This window comes from Micromonospora carbonacea (assembly GCF_014205165.1).
GTDB classification, from domain to species: Bacteria; Actinomycetota; Actinomycetes; order Mycobacteriales; family Micromonosporaceae; genus Micromonospora; species Micromonospora carbonacea.
In genome coordinates this window covers 6,071,420-6,096,484 of sequence record NZ_JACHMZ010000001.1, presented here as the reverse complement: position 1 = coordinate 6,096,484, position 25,065 = coordinate 6,071,420, and the positions used below count along the sequence as shown (strand labels likewise).

Sequence of the window (25,065 nt, the reverse complement as noted above, 5' to 3'; positions counted from 1 at the left end):
CGCTCGCGGGTCAGCTGCCGCAGATGCCGTACCCGTTGAGGCTCCACGAGCCGGCGAAGCCGTCGGCGTCCTCGTGCGCCCCCACCCGCACGGTAGTGCCCCCGGTGATGTTGACCGCGCTGAGCAGCACCTGACCGTTGCCGGCGTTGATGTCCGCCCCCGCGCTGTAGAGCCCCTTGCCGGCCGGGCACGACTTGAGGGTGCTGTCGGACGGTTCGCTCGCGCCCGTCCCCGTCACCACGATCCGCTCCAGCCCGGCGGGCGCGGTGGCGCAGACCGCGATCGCGGTGGCGCTCCAGCCGGCCGGCGAGGTGCCCTGCACCGCGACCGCCCGGACGGTCACCGACGTCAGGTCGAACGACGGCACCACCTGGTCGAGCACGACGTCGCCCAGGCCGCTGTTGACCCGCCCGCCCATCCCGATGACCTTCTTCGTCCCGCAGCTCGCCGTGACGTACTCCGTGCCGGCCGCCCCGGTCGCGGCCACGACCTGGTAGCCGGCCGGCGCGGTGGCGCACTGGGCGAGGGCCTGGAGCCCCCAGTCGCCGGCGAAGTTGACCGGGCCGGCCTCCCGCATCGTCGCGATGAAGCCGGTGCCGTTGGCCAGTGGCTCCAGCCGGTCCAGCCCGACCCGGCCGGCGGCCGACGAGCCGGCGGGCAGGAAGCCGCCGCCGCCGGTGACCACCTTGCCGACCGGGCACGACGCGAGCGCCGACTTGTCCGCGCTGCTCTCGGCCGCAGACTGGGTGACCGTCTCCAGCCCGGCAGGCGTCGCCGAGGCCGGTGCCGCCCAGCCCACGGCGGCGATCACGGCCGCCGTCGACGCGATGACCGTCAGCGCACCCTGTCCCCTGGTTACTCGCATGTCGCTCTCCCTGTCCACCGTGGCCGGCGTCGTGCCGGCCGGCCTCCCGCCGGACCGTGGTGGCGGCGGATGGGGAGAGCCTGGGCGAACCCGCTTGTCGTCCGCTTTCCGACCGCTTGTCGCCGGCCGCGCCGGCCCCGCCGTCCATAGACTGTGGTCGTCCGATCACGACCGACGAGGAAAGCCATGCGGTGGTCCCTCCTTGGCCCTGTCCAGGCGACCGCCGGGGGCCGGGTCCTCGCCATCGACCGTCCACAGCAACGCGCGGTGCTCGCGCTGCTGCTCCTCAACGCCGACCGGCTGGTGCCCGCCGGGCAGCTCGTGGCAGCGCTCTGGGCCGACGAGCCGCCGACCAGCGCCCGTAACCAGGTGCAGGTCTGCGTGTCCCGGATCCGGTCGGCCCTGCGGGACGCGGGCGCGGGCGACCTCCTGGTCACCCAGGGCGGGGGCTACCGGCTCACCGTGCGCGGGACGGAGCTGGACCTGACCGAGTTCACGGCGGCGGTCGAGCGGGCCCGGGCCGAGGAGGCGGCGGGCCGGCCGGGGGAGGCGGCGCGGCTGCTGCGCGCGGGCCTGGCGCTGTGGCGCGGGCCGGCGCTGGCCGGGGCGGCCGGGGCCTTCGTCGACGCCGCCGCCACCGACCTGGACGAACAGCGGCTGCTCGCCTGCGAGCGGCTGGCCGCCGTGGAGCTCGGCCTCGGCCGGTTCGCCGCGATCGCGCGGACCCTGCGCCCCCTGGTGACCGCGCATCCGCTGCGGGAGCCCCTGGTGACCGGCTACCTGCTCGCCCTGGCCGGCTGCGGCCAGCGGGCCGCCGCGCTGCGGCTCTACGTCGAGACCCGCCGTCGCCTCGTCGACGAGCTGGGCGTGGAGCCCGGCCCGGAGCTGAGCCGGGCCCACCTGCGGGTGCTGCGGGGGCAGTGGCCGGACGGGTCCGCGCCCCCGGAACCGCCGCCGCCCGGGCCGGCGTCCCCGGAACCGCCCCCGGAGCTGCCGCCCGCCCGGCCCGCGCCCCCGGAGCCCCCGCCCGCCGGGCCGACCCCGACGCAACTGCCCGGCCAGCCCGCCTGGTTCACCGGGCGGGCGGCGGCGCTGCGGCAACTGGACGCCCTGCTGCCCGCCGACGCGGCGGACGCCGGCCGGGACGGCGGGGCGGGCCGGGCGGTGGTGATCTCCGCGATCGCCGGCACCGCCGGGGTCGGCAAGACCACCCTGGCGGTGCACTGGGCGCACCGGGTCGCGCACCGCTTCCCGGACGGGCAGCTCTACGTCAACCTGCGCGGGTTCGACCTCGACGGCCGGGCCGTCCCGCCGGGCGAGGCGCTGCGCGGCTTCCTGGAGGCGCTGCACGTGCCGCCCCAGCGGGTGCCCACCGACCTGCCCGGGCAGGCCGCGCTGTTCCGGACGCTGCTCGCCGACCGGCGTGTCCTGGTGCTGCTCGACAACGCCCGCGACGACGGCCAGGTGCGCCCCCTGCTGCCGGGCTCGCCGGGCAGCCTGGTCGTGGTGACCAGCCGCAACCGGCTCACCGGCCTGGTGGTCAGCGACGGGGCCCACCCGGTCGCGCTGGACCTGCTCCCGCCGGCCGAGGCGCGGGAACTGCTGGGCCGCCGGCTCGGCCGGGCCCGCGCCGACCGCGAGCCGGCGGCGCGGGACGAGATCGTCCGCCGGTGCGCGGGCCTGCCGCTGGCCCTGGCCATCGTGGCGGCGCGGGCCGTCGGGCAGCCCGACGCGCCGCTGGCGGCGCTCGCCGCCGAGCTGCGGGACACCGACCCGGACCGGCTCACCGCGCTGGCCACCGGCGACCCCGCGACCGACGTGCGGGCGGTCTTCTCCTGGTCGTACCGGGCGTTGGACGCCGACTCGGCCCGGCTGTTCCGGCTGCTCGGGCTGCACCCGGGTCCCGACGCGGCACGGCCGGCGGTGGCCAGCCTGACCGGCCTGCCGCCGGCCCGGGTCGGCCCGCTGCTGGCCGGGCTGGCCCGGGTGAACCTGCTCACCGAGCGCACCCCCGGCCGGTACGCGATGCACGACCTGCTCCGCGCGTACGCGTCGGAGCTGTGCCACGGGCTCGACCCCGAGGCGGAACGGGAGGCCGCCCGGCGTCGCCTGTTCGACCACTACCTGCACGCCTCGCACGCGGCGGACCACCTGCTCGACCCGTACCGGCTGGCCCGACCCGCCGCGCTGCCGCCGCCGGAGCCGGGGGTGACGGTGGGCGACCGGCCGGACCACGCCTGGGCGACCGGTTGGTTCGCCGCCGAGCACCACGTCCTGCTGGCCTGCGTGGAGCAGACGGCGGCCACCGGCCTGGACCGGCACGCGTGGACGCTGGCGGCGGCCCTCACCACGTACCTCGACCGCAGCGGGCACTGGCCCGAGCTGGCCGCCGCGCAGCGAACCGCCCTGGCGGCGGCGCTGCGCCGGGGGGACCTGGCCGGGCAGGCCCTGGCGCACCGGGGGCTGGCCATCGCCTGCACCTGGTCGGGCGACCACGAGGCGGCGCACCGGCACTACCGCCGCGACCTGGAGCTCTACCGGGAGCTGGGCGACGACACCGGCCGGGCGCACACGCACCTCGGGGTGAGCTGGGTGCTGGCGCGGCAGGGCCGGCTGCGGGCCGCGCTGGACGAGACCCGGCTGGCCCTCGACCTGTACCGGGCCGCCGGCTACCGGGTCGGGCAGGCCAAGGCGCTCAACAACCTGGGCTGGATGCACGCCCGGCTCGGCGAACCGGAGCCGGCGCTGCGCTGCTGCCAGGCGGCCCTGCGCCTGCACGAGGAGAACGGCGACCGGCACGGCGCGGCGCTGACCTGGGACAGCCTCGGCTACGTGCAGCACGGCCTCGGCGACCACGACCGGGCCGCGGACTGCTACCGGCGGGCGCTGGCGCTGCACCGGGAACTCGGCGACCGGTACGACGAGGCGGAGGTGCTGGACAACCTGGGCGACAGCCTGCGGGCTGCCGGTGACCTCGCCGCCGCCCGCCGGGCGTGGCGGGAGGCGTTGGCGATCTTCGACGAGCTGCGCCACCCGGACGCCGACCGGCCCCGGGCGAAGCTCGCCGACCCGGCGACCGGCTCCCCGGCCGCCGGCCCGGTCGCCGCGGCGGCGGCGGGTGCCCCGGCGGGCGCGGCGGCGGCGTCAGTGACTGGCGGCGAGCTTTAGCACCAGGTCGGCGGCCCGGCCCACCCCGCCGGCCCGGCGGCACTGCTCGCCCCAGTGCCGGCTGCGTTCCCGGAAGCTCTCCTCGGTGAGCAGCCGGCGCAGCTTCCCGGCGACCTCGCTTGCGTCGACGTGCGGTGGGCGGTCGAGCGCCAGCCCGACCCCGACGTCGACCGCGCGGGCCGCGACGTCGTAGCAGTCCAGCCAGAACGGGGTCATCAGCATCGGCTGTCCGAAGTGGACGCCCTCGTGGAAGCCGTTGGCCCCGCCGTGGCAGACGAACGCCCGGACGTTCGGGTGGGCCAGCACGTCGAGCTGGGACGGGATCCACTCCTCGATCCGTACGTGCGGCGGCAGCGGGCCGGGCAGCAGGTGCCGCTGCGCGGCGGGCAGCTTCCACAGCACCTGGTGCTCGGGCCCGATCGCGGCCAGCGCCTCGGCGAAGGCGCGCACCTGCGGGCCGGTGAGCCGGGCCAGGGTGCCGAGGCAGGCGTAGACGACCGAGGTCTGCCGGTCGAGCCAGCCGGTCAGCTCCCCGCCCTGCCCCGGACCGCCTGACGGGCTCTCGCCCGGGGCGGGGTCGCGGAGCGGCACCATCGGGCCGAACAGGTGCAGGTGTTCCGGCGCGGGGAAGGGGTATTCCAGCCCGAACACCGTGTAGCCGAAGACGGCCGTCGCGGCGGCGCTGTATTTCTCGGGGTCGCCGAACGCGTTGTCGATCCGCTGGGCGCGGCGGTGCCGGGCCTGTCCGGCGAGCGCGCGCAGCAGCGACAGCCGCAGGCGGGCGCGGAAGGTCAGGTTGGTCCAGCGCTGCCGGGGGCCCAGCCGGCGGGGCAACCCCGAGGTGGGCGTCGGGTAGTCCCACGGCAGCCGGCTCAGGTAGACGTTGCTGGGCGGGAACGCCAGGCTCAGCACGTATGGCACGCCCCGGGCCAGCGCCGCGTCGAGCGCGCCCAGGTTCAGCATGTCGATCACCATCAGCGAGGGCCGGATCTCGTCGATCTGTTCGAGGGTCCGCGCCCGGACCCGGTCGGCCACCTCGGGGATCCGGATCTGCCGGGCGAGGGCGACCAGGCCCGCGGTGGTCATCGGCCCCCGGGTCATCGCCGCATAGAGCTCGTCGTCGACGCGGAGCACGGTGTCGCCGGTGGAACGGAAGCGCAGCGGGCTGCCGGTGGCGTGGGCCGCCACCCGGTCCCGCGCCTCCTCCTCGGCGGCGAACCACAGGCCCGGCTCGCCGCGCCGGGACAGCTCCCCGGCGATGGCGAGCAGGGGGTTGAGCTGCCCCGGGTGCGCGGGGCTGGCGAAGAGGACGGAGCGCATGGGTGTCCCTCCTACGGCCGGAGCCGTACCGGCAGCTGGTCGTATCCGCGCAGCACCCGGGTCGCGCGGCGGCGCGGCGTCCCGGCCAGCGCCGCGTCGGGGTAACGCTCGAAGAACGCGCGCAGCCCGAGCTGGCCCTCCATCCGGGCGAGCGCCGCGCCGAGGCAGTAGTGCACCCCGCTGGAGAACGAGAGGTGGTCGCGGGCGTTGGCGCGGGTGACGTCGAAGCGGTCCGGGTCGGCGAAGACGGCCGGGTCCCGGTTCGCGCCACCCATCATCGGCACGACGACCTCCCCGGCACGCACCCGCACGCCGGCCACCTCCGTGTCGGCGAGGCAGTAGCGGGCGGTGGTCTGGGCGGGCGAGTCGTAGCGCAGGATCTCCTCCACCGCGTTGGCCCACCCGTCGGGCCGCCCGCGCAGCTCCGCGAGCTGGTCGGGATGGCGGATGAGCAGGTGGATGCCCGTGCCGAGCAGGTTGACCGTGGTCTCGAACCCGGCCACCAGCAGCAGGCCGGCGATGGCCAGCAGCTCGTCCTCGGTGAGCCGCTCGCCGTCGCTGTCGAGGTGCACGAGGCGGCTGAGCAGGTCGTCGCCGGGGTCGGCGCGCAGCCGGGCGAAGTGCCCGCGCAGCCAACCGTTGAGCTGCCCGATGGCGGCCTCGGCGGCACGGTATTCCCGCAGCGTCAGCCCGAGGTCGAGTGTCGGGGTGGCGGCCTCGCCCCAGGCCAGGAACCGCTGCCGCAGGTGTTGCGGCACGCCGAGGATCTCCGCGATCACGGTGAGCGGCAGCAGGCTCGCGTAGCGCCCGACGACCTCCACGGCGCCGGCCGCGTCCGGGGCCAGGCCGTCGAGCAGGGCCGCGGCGTGCCGCTCGATCCGGGGCCGCAACCCCTCGATGGCCCGAGGGGTGAAGACCTTGGCGACCAGGCGGCGGTAGCGGGTGTGTGCCGGCGGGTCGACGACCAGCATCGAGGGCGGGTCCGCCGGCCCGATGGGCCGGCCCCGGCGGCCGAGGCGGCGCAGCACCGCGAGCGGGCCGGGCGCCGGCAGCGAGCCGGGGTCGCTGCTGAACGCCTCGCCGCGCAGCACCGCGACGACCGCGTCGTGCCGGGTGGTGCTCCACATGAGCCGGCCCCGGACCAGCGCGCCGGCCTCGCGGACCTCCCGGTAGAACGGGTACGGGTCGGCGCGGATCGCCGGGTCGAAGAAGAGGCGGGCCTGCGCGTCGCCCCGGCGGGCGGCGGCGCTGATGCCGAGCCGGGCCAGGCCGTGCCGGTCGACCCAGCGCAGCAGGGTCCCCGGTCTGGTCAGCTCCACCCGAACCTCCCGCCATCGGCCATGTCGGACGCCCGCGCAATTCCCATCGTGGCCACGGGCGCGTCAATTCCTATCGGCGCGGGGGATTTGCCGAGGTGATCTCGAAAAACACTTATACCCTAGCCGGAGACGTCGGCGCAACGACGTCTTTCTTTGCATGAGAATTCGATGTGAAGGTGCCGAACTCGCTGACGTAAACGTCGCTCCTCCGGTACTGTCCAGCGCCATGGCAGCGACGAAAGTCGATCAATATTGTCATGTGACGGTGCGTCGGTCGTGCGGTGCAGTCGTAAGGGGTGAGCAGTGAGGAATGTCGACCGGGCACCGTTGACCACAGTTCAGGCCGACATCTGGGTAGCTGGTCGACTATGTCCGGAGCTGCCCCAGTTCAACGTCGGGGGATACCTGCGGTTCACCGGGCCCCTCGACCTCGACCTCATGCGTACCTGCATGAAACGGGCCGTCCTGCGGAACGACGCGTTGCGGCTGCGTTTCGAGGAAGAGAACGGTGAGCCATATCAGTGGGTCGAGGACGAGCCACCGGTAATTGCCACCATCGACTTCTCGGAAGACGCCGACCCCCGCGCGGCCTGCCATTCCTGGATGGCCCGGTCGTTCGACCGCCCGTTTCCGCTGCGCCGGAGCCGAATGTACGAATCGGCCCTGCTCGTCGAGAGCGAATCGGTCAGCTACGCGTACCTCAACGCCCATCACCTCGTGACCGACGGCTGGGGCGGGCGGCTGCTGCTGCGGCAGGCCAGCGAGGACTACGCCCGCCTCCTGAGCAACGGGGCGGGCGCCGGGGAACCGCCGTCGTCGTCGTACCTGGCGGTGGCCCGCGCCCGGGCCGAGCGCCCGCGGCCGGCACCCGGGGAAGCGGACCGCGAGCACTACCGCGCCGCGCTGGCGGGCGTCGCGCCGGCCCTGTTCCCGCGCCGCGCGACCGGTGGCCCGGCCGGCGACGGCCCGGTCGACGGCGCCGCGACCGGCGACAGCCCGATCGACAGCGCCGCGACCGGCGACAGCCACCCGGCCGGTGCCGGCGGCCCGGCCGGCGTCCGGCCCGCCGCCGGCGGTCGGCACAGCTTCCCCATCGACCGGGCCCTGGTCGACCGGATCACCGCCCGGGGCGAGTCCCCGTTCACCGTCGTCGCCTCGATCCTCGCCACCTACCTCGCCCGGATCCACCGCACCGACCGGGTCGTGCTCGGCGTACCCGTGCTCAACCGCCGGACCCACGTCGAACGCCGCACGGTCGGCCACTTCGCCAACGAGCTGCCCCTGCCGGTCCGGGTCGACGGCGCGCGGCCGCTGGCGGACCTGGCCGCCGAGGTGCAGACGACCCTGCGCGCGCTCTGGGCCCACCAGGGGGTGTCCCGGGGCGACCTGCTGCGCGGCGTGGCCCTGCCCGACGGCGGCCGGCAGCTCTACGACGTGACCCTGTCCTGGATGCGCTGGCCGCGCCCGGAGCCGATCCCCGGCGTCGAGCAGCAGACGATGGCGCGCAGCCGGCTGCACGACGGGCACGCCCTCGCCGTCCTCGTCAACGACTTCGACGACGGCCCGCTGACGGTGGACCTCGACTACGCCCCGGACGTGTTCGACGCGGACTTCCCGATCGAGGCGCTGGGCCGGCACGTCGTCACGCTGCTCCGCAACGCCCTCGACGAGCCCGACCGGCCGCTCGCGCGGACCCCGATGCTGCCCCCGGTCGAGCGGGACCGGCTCACCCGGGGGCTCAACGACACCCGGGCCGACCTGCCCGACGACCTGACGGTGCACGGCCTGTTCGCCCGGCAGGCCGCCCGCACCCCGGACCGGACCGCGCTGGTCGTCGACGGCACCGACGAGACGGTCAGCTACGCCGACCTCGACGCCCGCGCCAACCAGGTGGCCCGCGCCCTGCGCGACGCCGGGATCGGCCGGGGCGACCGGGTCGCCGTCCTCGCCGACCGGGGACCGGGGCTGCTCACCGCGATCCTGGGCACGCTGAAGGCGGGCGGGGCGTACGTCGCGGTCGAGCCCGACCATCCCCCGGCGCGCCTGCGGCACCTGCTCACCGACAGCGGGGCCCGGGTGCTCGTGGTCACCGGCGACACGCCACCGCCGCCGGTCGGCCCCGGGGTCGCCGTCTGCCACCTCAAGGCGATGACCGACCGGCCGACGGCGCCCCTGGAGCCGGTCGCCGACGGCGCCGACCTCGCGTACGTCTGTTACACGTCGGGCTCCACCGGCCGCCCCAAGGGGGTGCTGATCGAGCACCGCTCGGTGGTCAACCGGCTCGCCTGGATGCAGCGGCGCTACCCGCTGACCGGCGACGACGTGCTGGTGCAGAAGACGCCCGTGTCGTTCGACGTCTCCGTGTGGGAGCTGTTCTGGTGGGCGCTCGCCGGGGCCCGGCTGGTGCTGCCCGAGCCGGAGGTGCGGCGGGACCCGGCCGTGCTGCTGCGGACGGTCGCCCGGCAGGGCGTGAGCGTCGTCCACTTCGTACCGTCGATGTTGGGGCCCTTCCTCGACCTGCTCGCCGACGACCCCGCGGCCCGCGCGGACGCCGCCGGACTGCGGCTGGTCTTCGCCAGCGGCGAGGAGCTGCCGCCCCGGCACGTCGACCGGTTCCACCGGCTGCTGCCCGCCGGGCCGCCCGCCCCCAGGCTGGTCAACCTGTACGGGCCGACCGAGGCGACGGTCGACGTCTCCCACTTCGAGTGCCGGCCCGACCCGGCCGGGCGGACCGCCCGCGTGCCGATCGGCCGCCCGATCGACAACATCCAGCTCTACGTGCTCGGCCCCGGCGACGAGCCGCAGCCGGTCGGCGCGCCCGGCGAGCTCTGCATCGCCGGGATCGGCGTCGCCCGGGGCTACCTGGACCGGCCCGAGCTGACCGCCCAGCGGTTCGGCGTCGACCCGGTGACCGGCGGCCGGCTGTACCGCACCGGCGACCTCGCCCGCTGGCTCGCCGACGGCACCGTCGAATACCTGGGCCGCCTCGACGACCAGGTGAAGATCCGGGGCAACCGGGTCGAGCCCGGCGAGGTCCAGCACGCCCTGGCCGCCGTGCCCGGCGTGCGGGAGGCGGTCGTCGTGGCCCGCACCGACCCGGCCCGGGGCACCCACCTCGTCGGCTACTACCGGGCCGACGCCGACCTCGACCCGGCGTGGCTGCGCGCCCAGCTCCTGCACGGGCTGCCCGACTACCTGGTCCCCGCCCTCTTCCACCGCCTCGACCGGATCCCGCTCACCGCCCACGGCAAGCTCGACCAGGCCGCCCTGCCCGACCCGGCCGCCGGGTCCGCCACCGATCCCGCCGTCGGGCCCGTCGACGGCGGCCCGCCCGCCGGTGCCGCCCGCGCCGACGCCGGGACCGGGCCGGGCCCCCGCGACGAGGTGGAGCGCACCCTCGCCGCGATCTGGGCGCGGGTGCTCGGGGTGCCGTCCGTCGGCATCCACCAGGACTGGTTCGCCGTCGGCGGCGACTCGATCCTCGCCCTGCGGGTCGGCGCCGAGGCGGCCCGGCACGGCCTGCACGTCACCGTCGCCGACCTGGTGGCCCGGCCCACCGTGGCGGCGCTGGCCGCCCACGCCCGCGCCGCTGCGTCGCCCGCCGGTGGGCAGGACGCGCCGCCGGAGCCGTTCGGGCTGGTGTCGCACCTGGACCGGGCCGCGCTGGGCGACGCGCAGGACGCCTTCCCGGCGACCCGGCTCCAGCTCGGCCTGCTGTTCCACGGCAGCGAACGCGAGGACGCCACCGCCTACCACGACGTGTTCCGCTACTCGCTGCGGCTGCCGTGGGACGAGGTCGCGTTCCGCGCCGCCCACGCCCGCCTCCTCGACCGCCACCCGGTCCTGCGCTCCTCGTTCGACCTGGGCGGCTGCTCCGAGCCGCTCCAGGTCGTGCACGCCCGGGTGACCGGCGGCCTCGACGTCGCCGACCTGCGCGACCTCGACGCCGCCGCGGCCGACGACGAGGTGCTGGCGCACATGCGGCAGCGGCGTCGCCACCGGTACGCGTTCGACCGCGCCCCGCTGCACCTGATGCGGGTGCACCTGCTGCCGTCCGGTGCCGTCGACCTGGTGTTCAGCTTCCACCACGTGCTCCTCGACGGCTGGAGCGTGGCCACCGTCGTCGGCGACCTGCTGCGGACCTACCTGCGCCTGGTCGGCGTCGACATCGACCCGCCCCGGGCGGCCGCGCTGCCCTCCCCGGCGGCGTACGTCGTCGAGGAACGCCGCGCGGTCGACTCCGCCGCCACCCGCGACTTCTGGCGGGCCCGGCTCGACGGCGCGGAGCTCACCCAGATCGAGGGCTGCCGCCAGTACGAGCCGCCCGGCGACGAGGGGACGATCATCCGGCACGTCCCACTGCCCGACGACCTCCAGGACCGGGTCCGCGGCTTCGCCGCCGCGCACGGGCTGCCGGTCAAGTCGGTCCTGCTCGCGGCGCACTGCCTGCTGCTGCGGCTGTACTCCGGCGCGGCGGACGTCACCACCGGCCTGGTCACCCACGGGCGGCCGGACCGGCCCGGGGCGGAACTCGTCGCGGGGCTGTTCCTCAACACCGTGCCGCTGCGGGTCACCCCCGGCGCGCGTACCTGGCTGGAGCTGGTCCGGCAGGTCCATGGGCAGGAGCGGGAGTGTCACCCGCACCGGCGCTACCCGCTGCACGCCATCGTCGGCGACCGGGGCGGCGAGCCCGTCTTCGAGACGGCCTTCAACTACGTCCACATGCACGTGCTGACCCCGCTGCTGGAGCTGACCGAGGTCGAGCTGCTCGGCTTCGACACCTGGGAGGAGACCAACTTCACCCTGCTGGTGAACGTGTTCGTCAGCCCCGCCGACCGGCGCGTGTCGCTGCGCGTCGACGCCGACGGGCGGACCCTCACCCCGGCGCAGACCGACCTGCTGATCGACGCCTACCTGCGCATCCTCGCCCGGATCGTGGCCGACCCGCAGGGCGAGCCGGACTTCGGCTTCCTCGCCGCCGCGCCGCAGCCCGCCGGCCCGCCCCTGGAAACCCCCGGCGACGTGGGACGCCGGCTCGCCGCGCACGCCAGGAACACCCCGGACGCCGTCGCGGTCACCTTCGACGCCCCGCCCGCCGATGCGGCGAACAGCGCCGGGCCTCCGAGCACTGCCGCCTCCGACGGTCCCGCCGCCCCCGGCGGCCCGCCGCAGCGGTGGACCTACGCGCGGCTCGACGAGATGGTCGACCGGATCGCCGTCGGGCTGCTGCGCGCCGGGGTCCGGCCGGGGCATCTCGTCGGGATCGCCCTGGACCGGTCGCCGGAGATGATCGCCGCGATCTACGGCATCGCGCGGGCCGGGGCCGCCTGCGTCCCGCTCGACGTGACGTACCCGGCGGAGCGCATCGCCGCGATGGTCGAGCAGGCCCGGCCGGCGCGGATCGTGACGCACCGGCGGCACCGGGGCCTGGTCGGCGACCCGGCCACCGTCCTCGACGTGGCCGACCTCGTCGCGGACCCGGCGACGGGTGGCGTCGTCGCGGACCCGGCGACCGGTGGCATCGTCGCGGGGCCCGCAGTCACCGACGAGGCCGTGGCGCTGCCCCAGGTCACCGCCGACGACCTGCTCTACGTCCTGTTCACCTCCGGGTCGACCGGCGTGCCCAAGGGCGTGGCGATGACCCACGGCGCGCTCGACAACTACCAGGCGTGGCAGATCCGGGCGGCCAGCGCGGCGGTCGGCGGCACCACGTTGCAGTACGCCCCGCTCAGCTTCGACGTGTCGTTCCAGGAGATCCTCACCACGATCAGCGCGGGCGGCACCCTGCGGATCATCGACGAGGATCTTCGGCGGGACGTGCCGGCCCTGCTGCGGCTGCTCGACCGCGAGGCCGTCGCCCGGATCTTCCTGCCGTACGTCGCGTTGCAGCAGCTCGCCGAGGCCGCGGAGCTGCTCGGCATCCACCCCCGCGCGCTGCGGGTGGTGATCTCCTCCGGCGAGCAGCTGCGGGTGACCGCCGAGATCCGGCGCTTCCTGGCCGCCCTGCCGGCCGGCGCGGTCCTGGAGAACCAGTACGGGCCGACCGAGACGCACCTGGTCACCGCGTACCCGATGACCGGCGACCCGGCGCGGTGGCCGAACCTGCCGCCGATCGGGCCCGCCATCGACGGGGTCGAGATGCACCTGCTCGACGAGCGGATGCGGCCCGTGCCGACCGGGGTGACCGGCGAGCTGTACTACGGCGGGATCCAGGTCACCCGGGGCTACCACGGCCGGCCGGGCCTCACCGCCGAGCGCTGCGTGCCCAACCCGTTCGGCCCGCCGGGCAGCCGGCTCTACCGCACCGGCGACCTGGCCCGCTTCCTGCCCAACGGGGACCTGATCTGGGTGGCCCGCACCGACACCCAGACCAAGATCCGTGGTTTCCGGGTGGAGCCCCTGGAGGTGGAGATGGCGGTCATGGAGCTGGCGGCGGACTACCCGGGCATCCGGGAGGCCGCCGTCGTGGCCCGCCGCCGGGAGGGCGTCGACTCCTACCTCGCCGCGTTCCTCGTCGGCGACCCGGACGCGGTCGACCTGGCCGACGTACGCGGCCGGCTGCGCGCCACCCTCCCCGAGCACCTGGTGCCGGCGCGCTGGCAGTGGCTGCCGGCGATGCCGCTGACCCCCAGCGGCAAGCGCAACGACCGCGCCCTGCGCGAACTGCCGCTGGACCTGGCCGAGGCGCCCCGCGTCGCCCCCCGCGACCGGTACGAGCGCGTCGTCGCCGACATCGCCGCCGACCTGCTGCACCTGCCGGCCGTCGGCGCGCACGACAACCTGTTCGAGCTGGGCGGCACCTCGCTGACCGCGATGCGGCTGGTGGTGATGCTGGAGAAGCGGTTCGGGGTGGCCGTGCCCGTCTCGGCGTTCGTCGCCACGCCGACCGTGGCGGGCGTGGCCGCGCTGCTCCGCTCCGGCGGCGCGGACCTCACGTTCGACCCGCTGGTGCCGATCCGCGCCCGGGGCGACCAGCGGCCGCTGTTCCTGGTGCATCCGCTCGGCGGCAACGTGCTCTGCTACGTCCCGCTGGCCCGCCACCTCGGCGCCGACCAGCCCCTGTACGCGTTGCAGGCCGCCGGGGTGGACGCCGGCACCGAGCCGCTGCGCACCGTGCCGGAGCTGGCCGCCGCCTACCTCGACGCGATCCGCCGGATCCAGCCCGACGGCCCGTACGTCATCGGTGGCTGGTCGTTCGGCGGGGTGGTCGCCTTCGAGATGGCGCGGCAGCTGCGCGACAGCGGGGCCCGGGTCGACCGGCTGATCCTGCTCGACCCGATCGCCCGCCGGCCCGGCGACCCGGTGCCGGTCGCCGACGACGTGCTGCTCGACTGGTTCTTCTGGGAGCTGATGCGGCTCGGCCACGACGGGCCACCGGCGCGCGGTGTGCCGGCCGAGCTGACCACACCCGAGGCGAAGCTCGACTTCATCGCGAGCCGGGCCGGCGAGAGCGGGGTGCTGCGCCCAGGCAGCACGCGCGGCTCGGTGCGCCGCCTCTTCGCGGTCTTCCGGGCCAACTGGGAGGCGATCATCTCCTACCGGCCCGAGGTCGTCGACCAGGACATCACCCTGCTGCGGGCCGCCGACCCGCTGCCCGCCGTGCTGAAGCCGATGCACGATCTCGCCGGCACCCTGCACCTCGACCCGCGCAACGGCTGGGGCGAGCTGACCACCGGCCGGGTCGACGTGATCGACGTGCCCGGCGACCACCTGGTGCTGATGGACGAGCCGTACGTGGCCGAGGTGGGGCGGCGGATCACCGGGCTGCTGGCGGGGGACGCCCCGGCCCGCCGGCCGGTCGGGGACGCGCGATGATCGCCCCCGCCGGCTCCGGCGGCCCCGCCCGCGGCGAGGGTCCGGTGCAGGCCGCCGGTTCGGGCCGCCGCCGGCCGAAGGCGATCGTCATCGGGGCCGGCATCGGCGGCCTCGCGGCGGCGAGCGCGTTGCGCCGCGTCGGGGTCGACGTGGAGATCCACGAGCAGGCCCCGGAACTCCGGGCGGCCGGCTCGGCGCTCTCCCTGACCGCCAACGCCCGCGTCGCGCTGCGCTGCCTCGGCATCGACCTCGACGTCGAGCGGCGCGGCCAGGTCTACCCGGAGCTGCACTTCCGCACCGCGACCGGGCGGCCGATCAGGACGGTCCGGTTCGCGCACCTCGGCGACCGGGTCGGCGCGCAGAACGTCGCCATCCACCGCGCCGAACTGCACCAGGCCCTGCTCACCGAGGCCGGGGACCCGCCGATCCGGCTCGGGTCCGCCGCCCGCCGGTTCCACCGCCACCGCGGCGGCATCCGGGTCGAGTTCGCCGACGGCACCAGCGCCGACGGCGACCTGCTGATCGGCGCGGACGGCTTCGGATCGGCGGTACGCCGGCAGCTCGTTGGCCCCGAGCGGCCCCGGGAACCCGGGTACGTGTGCTGGCTGGCGACCGTCGCGTACCGGCACCACCTGGTCCGCGACGGCTACGCCGCCCACTACTGGGGGCGGGGCCAGCGGTTCGGGCTGGTGCACCTCGGCGGCGACCACGTCTACTGGTGGGGCACCCGCAACATGCCGCCGGAGGCGGCCCGCGACTGGCGTGGCGGCCGGGACGAGATCCTCCGCGCGTACGCGGGCTGGGCCGACGAGGTGGTCGCCACCGTGGCCGCCACCGCCGACGCGGCGGTCATCAGCGTCCCCGCCCGGGACCGCCCCGCCCTGCGCCGCTGGGGTGACGGCGCGGTGACCCTGCTCGGCGACGCGGCGCACCCGATGCTGCCGAGCCTCGGCCAGGGCGCGGCGATGGCGGTCGAGGACGCGGTGGTGCTGGCGCGGTGCCTGGCCGGGGCCACCGACCTGCCGGGCGCGTTGCGCCGCTACGAGGCGGCCCGCCGCGACCGGACCCGGCGGATGATCCGCCAGGCGCACTCGCTGAGCCGGATCGAGCAGCTCGCCAGCCCCGCCGGGGACCTGGCCCGCCGCGCGTACCTGCGGTGGCTGCCCACGCGCCTGGTCGACCGCCGCAACCTGGCGGACCTGACCTTCCCCGACGTCCTGCCGGCGGCCGGGCGGTGAGCGCCGCGTGCGAGGCCCACCGGGAGCTCAGCCCGCTGGAGCGCTGGTACTGGATCGCCGACCAGGTCTCCCCGCTCAACGTCATCGCCCGGGTCCGGGTGCGCGGGCACCTGCCGACGGAGCTGCTGCGGGCGGCGCTGGACGAGCTCCAGGCCCGCCACCCGCTGCTGCGGGTGGCCATCGCGACCCGGCCGGACGGCCGGCGACCCCGGTTCGTGCCGACGGACCGGCCGATCCCCCTGCGCCGGGTCGCCCCCGCCGATCCCGCCAGCCCTGCCGTGCCCGATGCCGCCAACCCCGTTGATCCCGCCGGGCCGGCTGATTCGGCCGGGCCCGGCGACCCCGACGCCGGCTGGCTGCGCGAGGTCGACGAGCGGGAACTGGCCGACCGGGTCGACTGGCGGACCGGCCCGCTCTGCCGGGCGGTCGTGCTGACCGCCGGCGCGGCCGCGCCGACGGCGCGGCGCGGGCAGCCCGCGCCCGCCGGCCCCGGGCCCGCCGCCGGGGACACACACGACCTGATCCTGACCCTGCCGCACTGCGTGGCCGACGGCACGACCGCGCTGTCGCTGCTGCGCCAGTGGATCGAGCACGCCGACCGCCTGGCCGCCCGGGACCCGGCCGGCACGGAGGGCCGCACCCCCGGCGGTGTCGCCCCGCAGCGGGAGCCGGCGCTGCCACCGGCCGAGCGGATGTTCCCCCGCCGGTTCCGGGGCGTCACCGGCGCGCTGCGGCTCGGCGGGCAACTGCTGCGGGACCTGTACGCGGTGCGCCGGCACCGGCCGGCCCGGGTGACCCCGAGCCGGTTCGTGCCGTTCACCGAGCGCCGGAGCCGGCTGCTGCACCGGACGCTCACCGCCGAGCAGGTCGCCGCGCTGGCCGAAGCGTGCCGCCGGGAACAGACCACGGTGCACGGCGCGCTCGCCGCCGCCATGGTCCTCGCGGTGGCCGCCGAGACACCCCCGCCCGCCCCGGGGCACGTGGCGATCGGCTCCCCGGTGGACTTCCGGGCCGCGCTGACGCCCCCCGTGCCCGAACGGGCCGTCGGCGCGTACGTCGCGACCGTCCCCTCGTTCGTGTCCTGTCGGCCGGGCGCGTCGCTGTGGGAGGTGGCCCGGTCGATCAGCGGGGACCTCGCGGGCCGTCGCCAGCGGGGCAGCCACTTCGCCATGGTCGACCTCGTCCGCCTCTCCTGCCCGCCGTCGGTCGCGGCCAGCGGCCGGTTCGTGGAGCTGACCGAGCGGACCGGGCCGGTGAACCTCTGCCTGTCCAACCTCGGCCGGTACGACTTCCCGGACCGGATCGGGGCCTGGCGGCTCGCCGGGGCGCAGTTCGTCGCGGGGCTCTCGGTCTGCGGCTACTTCGTCGCCACGGCGAACACCAGCCACGGCGAGCTGGCCTGGAACTTCGTCCACGTGGCGGAGGCGGTCCCGGACGCCAGGGCGGCCCGCCTCGTCGCCGCCTGCGTCGACGCCGTGCTGGCCGAGATCGATGGGGAGCCGACGGACGGCGGGCACGTCCAGCCGGCGAGGGCCGATGTCGCGGCGGTGCCGGCCGGGACCGACGGAAGGGCGGGAACATGATCGGGGCCGGACGGCGCATCGACGCACGGGGCCGGGCGGTGGTGGTCACGGGGGCCTCGTCGGGGCTCGGCCGCGAGGCCGCGCTCCACCTGGAACGGGCCGGCTTCCGGGTCTTCGCCGGGGTGCGTGACCGGGCCGCCGCCGACGACCTGGCCGCCGCCACCACGGCCGGGCGGCTCACCCCGCTCCGCCTCGACGTCACCCGGGCCGACCAGATCCGGGGCGCCGTCGACGAGGTGGCCCGGCAGGTCGGGGCCGGCGGCCTCTGGGGGCTGGTCAACAACGCGGGGATCAGCCTGCCCGGCCCGCTGGAGTGCCTGCCGCCGGAGCAACTGCGGCGGCAACTCGACACCAACGTGGTCGGCCAGGTCGCCGTGATCCAGGGCTTCCTGCCGCTGTTGCGTACCGGCCGGGGCCGGATCGTGAACGTCACCTCCGGCCTGGGCCGGGTCGCCCTGCCCTACCTCGGCGCGTACGCGGCGGCCCAGTTCGCCAAGGAGGCGGTCAGCGACAGCCTGCGGCGTGAGCTGCGGCCGTTCGGGATCGCGGTGTCGGTGGTCCAGCCGGGGGCGATCCAGACGCCGATCTGGGACAAGGTCGCCCATGCCGGCACGGAGACGATGGCCCAGGCGGCGGGGCGGGCCGGCGACCTGTACGCGGAGCCGTTCGGCCGCTTCCTCGCCCGGCTGGCCGCGCAGGCCCGGCGCAGCGGGACCACCCCGGCGGACTTCGCGCGGGCGGTCGCCCGGGCGCTGACCGCCGCGCGGCCGAGGACCCGGTACCCGGTCGGCGGCGACGTGCGGCTGGGCAGCCTGGCGGCCCGCCTGCTGCCCGACACCCTGCTCGACCGCAACTTCGCCCCGCTCGTGCGGGCCCGCCCCGACCGGCGGCCCCTGACCGGGGAGCCGCGCCCCGCGCCCGGTGACCAGGGCCCCGCAGCCGGGGAACCGCGCCCCGCGTCCCTCGCCCCGACCAGCAGTGAGGACTGACCAGCATGGACGCCGACCAGCAGGCCCGGACCCAGGCCCAGGCCCTGTTCGCCCGCAATCTGGAGTTGATCTCCGAGGGCCGGATCACCGAGTGGGTGGAGCTGTTCGACCCCGAGGGGGTGCTGGAGTTTCCCTACCCCCTGCCGGGCATCCCCGCGCGGTTCACCGGCCACCGGGAGCTGTACGAGCACATGAAGGACTTCCCGAAGCAGTTCGACGTGCGCTTCTCCGGCCTGACCTTCCACGAGACCACCGACCCGGAGCTGGTGGTCGCCGAGTTCGTGGGTGACGGCCGGGGTGTCGTCACCGGTCGACCGTTCCACCAGGTCTACATCTCGGTGGTCCGGTTCCGGGACGGGCGGATCGTCCACTTCCGGGACTTCTGGAACCCCCTGGCGACCATCCGGGCCGGGCTGACGATCGGGCACGCCTGGCGTGGCCTGGTCGACCTGCTGCGGCCCGCCGCACGCCGCCGCCCGAAAGGGCCGGGCCCCGGTCGGGGGTGACCGGTCGGCCCGCCACCCCGCTGGGTGGGGACGGACGGGGGGCCGGCCCGCGGCGGCGGACCGGCCCCCACGTACGCGAGGTGGTGCGGCTACGGCTTCCAGGAGCCGGCGGTCTCCAGCTTGTGCCGGTATTCCAGCGCGCCGTTCTTGTTCGCCACGTCGAAGGTGACGCTGCCCGTGCGCTTGCTGCCCTCCCGCAGGTTGACCCCGGAGTCGAGCAGGTCGCCGCAGCCGGCCAGCGCGCCGGCGATCCCGTTCGCGGTGGTGCCGTCCTCGGCTACCCACTGGAAGTAGAACGGGTTGATCGACATGTTGCCCTTCTTCACCGTCGCGGTGACGTCCGCGATCAGGTAGAGCCCCTTGTCGGGGTCGGGCGAGTACGACTTGCAGCCCTTCGTCGAGGTGCGGAACCGCAGCACCGTGATCTCCAGGGTGCCGTCCTCGTCGTTGATGATCAGGGTCTCGCCGGCCTTCATGTTGAAGGTCTCCCCGTCGGCCGGGTCGGACGACGACGAGGAGGTCGGGCCGGCGCTCGGCAGGCCGCTCGGCGCGGTGGTGACCCGGGGCGGGGCCGGGAACTGCCGCTCGGCCTCCTTCGCCGCCTCGTTGGCCGAGGCGATCAGCGCCACGATGCCGCCGACGCAGCAGAGCAGCGCGAGCACCACCGCGACGACCACGATGATGACGATCGGCTTCTTGCTGCTCTTCTTGGCCCCCATCGGCGGGCCGAGCGGGTAACCCGGGCCCGGCGCGTAGCCCGGGCCGGGCGGGTACGCCCCGCCGGGCGGCGGCGGGTAGGCCGGACCCGGCGGCGGCGGGTAGGCCGCCTCCACGCCCGGCTGGTACGTCGGGTCGGGGGTGGGCGGCGGCGTGAACCCACCCGGCGGCGGGTACGGCGCACCGGACGTCGGCTGGTACGGGGTACCCGACGTCGGCTGGTACGGCGCGCCGGACACCGGCGGCGGATAGGGCGCGCCCGAGACCGGCGGCGGCGGGTACGGCGCGCCCGAGACCGGTGGCTGGGCGGTGGTCGGCGGCAGGGGCGGCGGGGCGGTCGGATCGGCCGGCCACGGGGGCACGGGTGTCGTCGCTGGATCCTGGTTCGGCTGGTAGGGGTCTTGCGGCGGCCCGTATGGGTCCTGGGGGTGGCTCACCGTACTCCTCGGCACCTCATCGCGATCTCGAACGCCCTGACGGTATCGCTCCTGCCCAAGTCGGGGATCACCCCGACCGTCTCAGCGGGGTAACAGGATGGCCGCGGTACGGACCACGTCGGCGTCGACCGCGAACCGCCCGGTGACCGTCGCGGGCGGATCGGGCACCGGGGCCGCGTCCAGCCGGGCGGGGGAGATCCGGGCCGTGAACAGGCCGGAGTCCGGGTCCAGCTCGACGCGGGCGTCGTGGAAGCCCAGCCACGTGCCGACGACCGGGTGCCACACCTTGTAGATGGTCTCCTTGGCGCTGAACAACACGGCCGCCCAGGGCGCGGTGGCGGGGAGCCGGGCGCAGTCGGCCCACTCCTCGGGCAGGCCGACCAGCCGGCGTACCCCCGGGTTGAGCTCCCGGTCCCGCAGCTCCGCGTCCATGCCGACCGACCGGATCTCGTCGGCGCGGGCCACGGCGGCGGCGCAGTAGCCCGGCGTGTGGGTGATGGTCCCGACCACCCCGGGCGGCCAGACCGGGGCGCGGTCCGGCGCGGCGGGCACCGCGACGGCCGGGACGCCGAGGCCGGCGAGCGCCCGCCGGGCGCAGACCCGGCCGGCGGTGAAGTCGCGCCGTCGGCGCTCGACCGCCCGCTCGCTCAGGCAGGCCCGCTCGGCGGGCAGCAGCTCGCCGTCCCAGTCGTCCCCACCGGCGACGGCCACCGCGACCTCGGGCGGCAGCAGGTCACGCATCGCAGCCCCCGCCGCTCCCGTCGCGGCCCCGGCCGCCCCGCACGCCGCTCATCGCCGTCGAACGTACCGCACCCGCCCCCGCGCCGGTGGCCCGTGGGACCGGCGGCCGGAGCGCGCCGGCCCCACGGGCCACGGCGGGGTCAGGGCCGGCGGGGGCGGCGGGTCAGCGCGAAGCCGACGACGCCGGCCACCGCCGCGAGCACCCCGCCGACCGCGGTCCAGACCCACCGCGACGACAGGTCCGGCAGCCAGCCGGTGAGGAGGCTCCCGTCGTCCTCCTCGTCGGCCGGGGCCGCCGCCGGGTCCCCGGTCAGCACCGTCCCGGCCTTCGTGTTGGGCACCAGCGGGGCCTTCAGCTCCCCGTCGTCGGCGGGGGCGTCGCCGTCGCCGACCTCGGCGACCAGCAGGTCCACGTCGACCGGCAGGCCGAGGTCCGGCTCCGGCAGCTCCACGACGGAGAGCCGCACGAAGTACGTGCCGGGCAGCGGGTCGGCCGACCACGGCTCGGCCCACGACCGGACCCGGCGCAGGGTGCAGCCCAGCGCCACGCTCGTCGCCGACGCCCCGGCCGTCGGGGTCTGCGCCCCCGCCGTGCACGCCTGGCGGCGGCGCAGGCCGTCGAAGACCTCGACCGTCCAGGTGGAGTCGCCGGTGCGGCCCTTCGGGAAGGTGACCGTCGCCGCGATGTCGTGGATCTGCCCGGCGCTGGCCGGGAACGACCAGTAGAGGTAGTCGCTGGTGGACGCGCCGACCCGGACCGGCTGGCCGGCGGTGATCGACGTGGCGGTCAGGAACGAGGTGCCGGCCTTGGTGACCGTGGCGGCACCGGGCGAGGGGGTGGGCGCGGCCAGCGCGGGGGCGGCCGGGAGCGTCAGCGCGGCGGCGGCGACCAGCGCCGCCGAGGACCGGATCAACGGGGTACGCATCGTCAGTTCTCCCTCCAGGTGGCGACCCACCAGCGGGTGAGCAGCCCGGCGACGAGCCCGGTGACCAGGCCGGCCAGGGTCAGCAGCAGCAACAGCACCCAGCCCCGGCCCAGGTCCGGCCCGCCCGGGTCCGGCGACGAGGCGACCACGTCGACGGTCAGCTCGATCGGCATCCCCGGGGCGGCCCGGGTGCCGGGGCGCGGCGCGAACGCGTTGCTGACCACCAGGCAGACGGTGGTCGGGGCGGCGTCGCCGGCCGCCGGACCCGGCGTCTCCCCGTCCCCGTCGCCGTCGCCGTCGGCGTCGGCGTCCACGTCGTCGTCGGCGGCGGCCGACCAGCGCAGGCCGGCGGAGACCACGTCGGTGCGACCGCTGCCGGCGTCCACGCCCCGCACCAGCTCCCGGCCGTCGGGGGCGGTCGCGCGCAGCAGCACCGCGTGGTCGGGGTTCACCGGGCGGTCCAGCGCGATGCTCACCGAGGCCCGCAGCTCCTGACCCGGGCGCACCGGGACCCGGTACCAGCGGTGCTCGGAGAACTGCTCCCGGTCGGTGTAGACGCCGGGGGCGAGCAGCGGCGCGTCCGGGCACCGGGCGGAGCCGCCCACCACGGTCGGCGCGGCGGTGTACGTGTCCCGGGCCCGGTCCACCAGTTGCTTGATCCGGCCGGTCAGCTCGTCCGCGCTCTGCGCGGCCGTGTACGTCCCGCCGGTGGCGCCGGCGATGCAGAGCAGCTGCCTGCGCACCTTCTCGTCGGGGGCGAGCCCGAGGGTGTCCACCACCAGCTTGGTGCCCTGGGCGGCCAGCTCGCGGGCCACCTCGCACGGGTCCGGCGGGGCGCAGGTGTCCTCGCCGTCGGTGATCAGCACGATCCGGCGGGCGGTGGCGCCGGTGCCGAGGTCGGCGGCGGCCGAGCGGAGCGCCAGCCCGACCGGGGTGAACCCGGTGGGCCGGAGGGTGGCCACGGCCGCCTTGGCCTGGGCCCGGTCCACCCGGCCGACCGGCACGATCTGCTGGGTGTCCTGGCACCCCACCTGCTTGTCCTTGCCCTTGTAGGTGGCCCCGAGCACCCGGATGCCGAGCTGGGTCTCCTCGGGCAGCGCGTCCACGACCTCGTTGAACGCCTGCTGCGCCACCGAGATCCGGCTGCGCCCGTCGATGTCCCGGGCCCGCATCGAGCCGCTGACGTCGAGCACCAGCTCGACCCGGGGCGGCTCGACGACGGGGTTCTCCTCGTCGGCCCGCGCCGGTGCGGGACCACCCAGCGCGACCGCCGGACCGACCAGGACGGTTGCCGCCAGCAGTCCGCGGAAGACGGTTGTCCATCGTCTCTTGTTGATCACCGGGGCGAGTGTAGTGAGATCCACTTTGGAGGCTCAGGCGGCCCTCGGGCGCGCCGGGCCGGGGCGGATCGGCGGCGGGCGCGGCCGGAAACCCCGATGTGTCCCCGCCGGATGACTGACGGTTAGCTGCCCCGCGTAAACCATTAGGCTGGTGTGCTCCGTCGGAAATCTGACCCGAGTCCACCCGTTGTGCCGGTGGTGCCGTGTGGTTAAGCTCCTATTGCGCGCCCCAATCGCCCGCTTCCCCCGTGGCAGGCGATCGGGGCGCGCGTCTTTGCGTCCCGGACCGTTTCCCACGCCCCGGAGGCCCGCCAACCGGGCCCGCTTCGGGGCCCGGTTGTCCGATATCCGACGCCGGCGTCAGATCCAGCGGCCGTCCAACCACATCCGGGCCGACCACTCCGCGTACGGCAGCACCTTGCCCACGAAGATCGGATAGAAGTACGCGAAGCAGATCGCCACCAGCAGCACGTACGCGCCCACGATGACGCCGCCCACGAGCCGGCGCTCCGCCACCTCGTCCTCGCCGGCGGCGGCCGCCTCCCTGGTGGCCGGGGCCCGCGCCCCGTCGGTGGCCGGGGTGACGATCGCGCCCAGCACGTAGACGACCGCGAGGACCAGGAACGGCAGGGCCGGCGCGGTGTAGAAGGAGAACATCGTCCGGCCGTCGAAGGCGAACCAGAACCAGGGCAGCAGCCCGGCGGCCACGCAGAGCAGGATCGCCCCGGCCCGCCAGTCCCGCCGCGCGAGGCCGATCCAGGCCGCGCCGAACAGGGCGGGCAGGAACGACCACCACAGCAGCGGCGTGCCCAGCAGCAGGATCTCCGAGGCGCAGCTCGGCGCGCCGCAGGCCCCCTCGCCCGACCAGTGGAAGGCGACCGGCCGGCCCAGCAGCAGCCACTGCCAGGGCCAGGACTGGTATTTGTGCGGGTCGTCGAGCTGCTTGTGGAAGCCGTACGCCGCCTTGTGGTATTCCCACAGGTTGTTCAGCGCCCCGATGATCGGGGTGTCGCTCAGGCCCGGCACGTTCGGGTACCGGGCGGCCAGGCGGTAGTAGCCGTCGTCGGTCAGCAGCCAGCCCGACCAGGTCGCCACGTAGGCGACGACCATGAGGACGCCGGCCAGCACCAGCCAGGGCAGCTCGTCGAGGAGCGCGTCGCGCCACGGCCGGCGCACCCCCGCGGAGCGGCGGACGCCGACCTCCCACAGCAGGGCCAGCAACGCGAAGGCCGGCAGGAAGTAGAGGGCGCTCCACTTGACCGCGCAGGCGAGGCCGAGCAGCACCCCGGCGGCCAGCCGCCACCACGGCCAGTTCCGCCAGCCGCCGGCGGGCCGGCCGGCGCGGCCGGGCGCGGTGGGGTCGAGGCCGGCGTCCAGCGCCCGGCTCCACCGGCGACGCCGGGCGTCCCGGTCGAGGACCAGCGCCCCGAACGCGGCCAGCACGAACAGCAGCAGGAAGATGTCGAGCAGGGCGGTGCGGGACAGCACCAGGTGGAAGCCGTCGAGGGCGAGCAGCAGGCCGGCGGCGCAGCCGAGCGTGGTGGAGCGGAACAGCCGGCGGCCGATGCGCACCAGCAGCAGCACCGACACGATCCCGGCCAGCGCCGCGCCGAAGCGCCAGCCGAACTCCGGAGCGGTCGTCATCAGGTGCCCGGGCACGGAGATGTTGTGCTCGGCGTCGGAGTAGCCGAACGCCCACTCGCCCAGGCCGATGAGCCACTTGCCCAGCGGCGGGTGCACCACGTACGACGGGCCGTTGTCCTTGTAGTTCCACTCGACGCCCTTGTCGACGAGCCCCCAGCCGTCGCGGGCGTAGTAGATCTCGTCGAAGATCTTGCCCTTGGGGTAGCTGAGGCCGACCAGGCGCAGGATCGCGGCGATCGCCACCACGACGGCGGTGGCGATCCACGAGTTGACGTCGAGTCGGGCGTCGATGGTGGCGAGCCGCCGCCGCACGATCGCGGGGACGCCCCCGCCGCCGTCGGGGGTGGGGGGCGGCCCGGACTCCTCGGTCGCGTCGCCGGTGGACCCGGCGTGCTCCGATCCCGCCCGGCCCGCGCTCGCGCTCTGCGCTGTCGACGCACTCGTCACGCAGCGATCG

The 25,065-nt window shown here is 76.0% G+C and carries 14 protein-coding genes; 6 read left to right on the top strand and 8 right to left on the bottom strand.

Annotation, left to right across the window (positions count from 1 at the left end; genetic code table 11):
• Positions 1-10: 10 nt before the first annotated feature.
• Entirely contained in the window at positions 11-865 is an 855-nt protein-coding gene (locus HDA31_RS25310) for a hypothetical protein (RefSeq protein ID WP_178063296.1), read from the bottom strand.
• Positions 866-1,051: 186 nt separating this feature from the next.
• On the opposite strand from HDA31_RS25310, the gene HDA31_RS25305 reads away from it, so the two are divergent.
• Entirely contained in the window at positions 1,052-4,033 is a 2,982-nt protein-coding gene (locus tag HDA31_RS25305; RefSeq protein WP_178063297.1) for an AfsR/SARP family transcriptional regulator, read from the top strand.
• On the opposite strand, the gene HDA31_RS25300 is transcribed toward HDA31_RS25305, so the two are convergent.
• Both HDA31_RS25300 and HDA31_RS25295 read right to left on the bottom strand, forming a co-directional pair.
• Positions 4,010-5,353, bottom strand: a complete 1,344-nt coding sequence (locus tag HDA31_RS25300) for a glycosyltransferase (RefSeq protein ID WP_178063298.1) — start codon at positions 5,351-5,353, stop codon at positions 4,010-4,012. The two genes, HDA31_RS25305 and HDA31_RS25300, sit on opposite strands and share 24 nt — an antisense overlap.
• 11 nt (positions 5,354-5,364) lie before the next feature.
• Complete coding sequence (locus HDA31_RS25295) at positions 5,365-6,672, bottom strand: cytochrome P450 (protein ID WP_178063299.1); 1,308 nt, start codon at positions 6,670-6,672, stop codon at positions 5,365-5,367.
• A 327-nt stretch (positions 6,673-6,999) separates the two neighbouring features.
• Between HDA31_RS25295 and HDA31_RS33205 the strand changes: the two genes are divergently transcribed.
• The 5 genes from HDA31_RS33205 to HDA31_RS25270 are packed head-to-tail and all read left to right on the top strand — an operon-like array spanning position 7,000 to position 18,803.
• The gene (locus tag HDA31_RS33205; protein WP_221486688.1) at positions 7,000-14,487 is read left to right on the top strand and encodes a non-ribosomal peptide synthetase; all 7,488 of its coding nucleotides are present in this window, start codon (positions 7,000-7,002) and stop codon (positions 14,485-14,487) included.
• A complete protein-coding gene (locus HDA31_RS25285; RefSeq protein ID WP_178063301.1) occupies positions 14,484-15,725 on the top strand; it encodes an FAD-dependent monooxygenase in 1,242 nt (413 codons plus the stop codon). The genes HDA31_RS33205 and HDA31_RS25285 overlap by 4 nt, the downstream gene beginning before the upstream one ends.
• Positions 15,722-17,308 carry a phthiocerol/phthiodiolone dimycocerosyl transferase family protein gene (locus HDA31_RS25280; RefSeq protein ID WP_178063302.1) on the top strand — a complete coding sequence of 529 codons (1,587 nt, stop codon included), beginning with the start codon at positions 15,722-15,724 and terminating at the stop codon, positions 17,306-17,308. The genes HDA31_RS25285 and HDA31_RS25280 overlap by 4 nt, the downstream gene beginning before the upstream one ends.
• Positions 17,305-18,297 (top strand): SDR family oxidoreductase, encoded by a 993-nt coding sequence (locus tag HDA31_RS25275; protein WP_246384376.1) that lies wholly within the window; start codon positions 17,305-17,307, stop codon positions 18,295-18,297. Before HDA31_RS25280 ends, HDA31_RS25275 begins: the two co-directional genes overlap by 4 nt.
• Before the next feature lie 5 nt (positions 18,298-18,302).
• Entirely contained in the window at positions 18,303-18,803 is a 501-nt protein-coding gene (locus HDA31_RS25270) for a nuclear transport factor 2 family protein (RefSeq protein ID WP_074477097.1), read from the top strand.
• 89 nt (positions 18,804-18,892) lie between these two features.
• On the opposite strand, the gene HDA31_RS25265 is transcribed toward HDA31_RS25270, so the two are convergent.
• From HDA31_RS25265 to HDA31_RS25245, 5 genes are all read right to left on the bottom strand, one after another.
• Positions 18,893-19,882 (bottom strand): DUF4352 domain-containing protein, encoded by a 990-nt coding sequence (locus tag HDA31_RS25265; RefSeq protein WP_246384737.1) that lies wholly within the window; start codon positions 19,880-19,882, stop codon positions 18,893-18,895.
• Between the two features lie 156 nt (positions 19,883-20,038).
• A complete protein-coding gene (locus HDA31_RS25260) occupies positions 20,039-20,698 on the bottom strand; it encodes a 4'-phosphopantetheinyl transferase family protein (RefSeq protein WP_074477099.1) in 660 nt (219 codons plus the stop codon).
• A 140-nt stretch (positions 20,699-20,838) separates the two neighbouring features.
• Entirely contained in the window at positions 20,839-21,624 is a 786-nt protein-coding gene (locus HDA31_RS25255) for a peptidase (RefSeq protein WP_178063303.1), read from the bottom strand.
• 2 nt (positions 21,625-21,626) lie between these two features.
• Positions 21,627-22,964 (bottom strand): VWA domain-containing protein, encoded by a 1,338-nt coding sequence (locus tag HDA31_RS25250; protein ID WP_178063304.1) that lies wholly within the window; start codon positions 22,962-22,964, stop codon positions 21,627-21,629.
• A gap of 360 nt (positions 22,965-23,324) precedes the next feature.
• On the bottom strand, positions 23,325-25,055 hold the full coding sequence (locus HDA31_RS25245) for a dolichyl-phosphate-mannose--protein mannosyltransferase (protein WP_178063305.1): 1,731 nt from the start codon (positions 25,053-25,055) through the stop codon (positions 23,325-23,327).
• Positions 25,056-25,065 lie beyond the last annotated feature (10 nt).

Excerpts from the sequence above, each read along its gene's own strand:
- HDA31_RS25310 (WP_178063296.1), bottom strand. The coding sequence starts at position 865 with ATGCGAGTAACCAGGGGACAGGGTGCGCTGACGGTCATCGCGTCGACG.
- HDA31_RS25305 (WP_178063297.1), top strand. The coding sequence starts at position 1,052 with ATGCGGTGGTCCCTCCTTGGCCCTGTCCAGGCGACCGCCGGGGGCCGG.
- HDA31_RS25300 (WP_178063298.1), bottom strand. The coding sequence starts at position 5,353 with ATGCGCTCCGTCCTCTTCGCCAGCCCCGCGCACCCGGGGCAGCTCAAC.
- HDA31_RS25285 (WP_178063301.1), top strand. The coding sequence starts at position 14,484 with ATGATCGCCCCCGCCGGCTCCGGCGGCCCCGCCCGCGGCGAGGGTCCG.
- HDA31_RS25275 (WP_246384376.1), top strand. The coding sequence starts at position 17,305 with ATGATCGGGGCCGGACGGCGCATCGACGCACGGGGCCGGGCGGTGGTG.
- HDA31_RS25270 (WP_074477097.1), top strand. The coding sequence starts at position 18,303 with ATGGACGCCGACCAGCAGGCCCGGACCCAGGCCCAGGCCCTGTTCGCC.
- HDA31_RS25260 (WP_074477099.1), bottom strand. The coding sequence starts at position 20,698 with ATGCGTGACCTGCTGCCGCCCGAGGTCGCGGTGGCCGTCGCCGGTGGG.
- HDA31_RS25255 (WP_178063303.1), bottom strand. The coding sequence starts at position 21,624 with ATGCGTACCCCGTTGATCCGGTCCTCGGCGGCGCTGGTCGCCGCCGCC.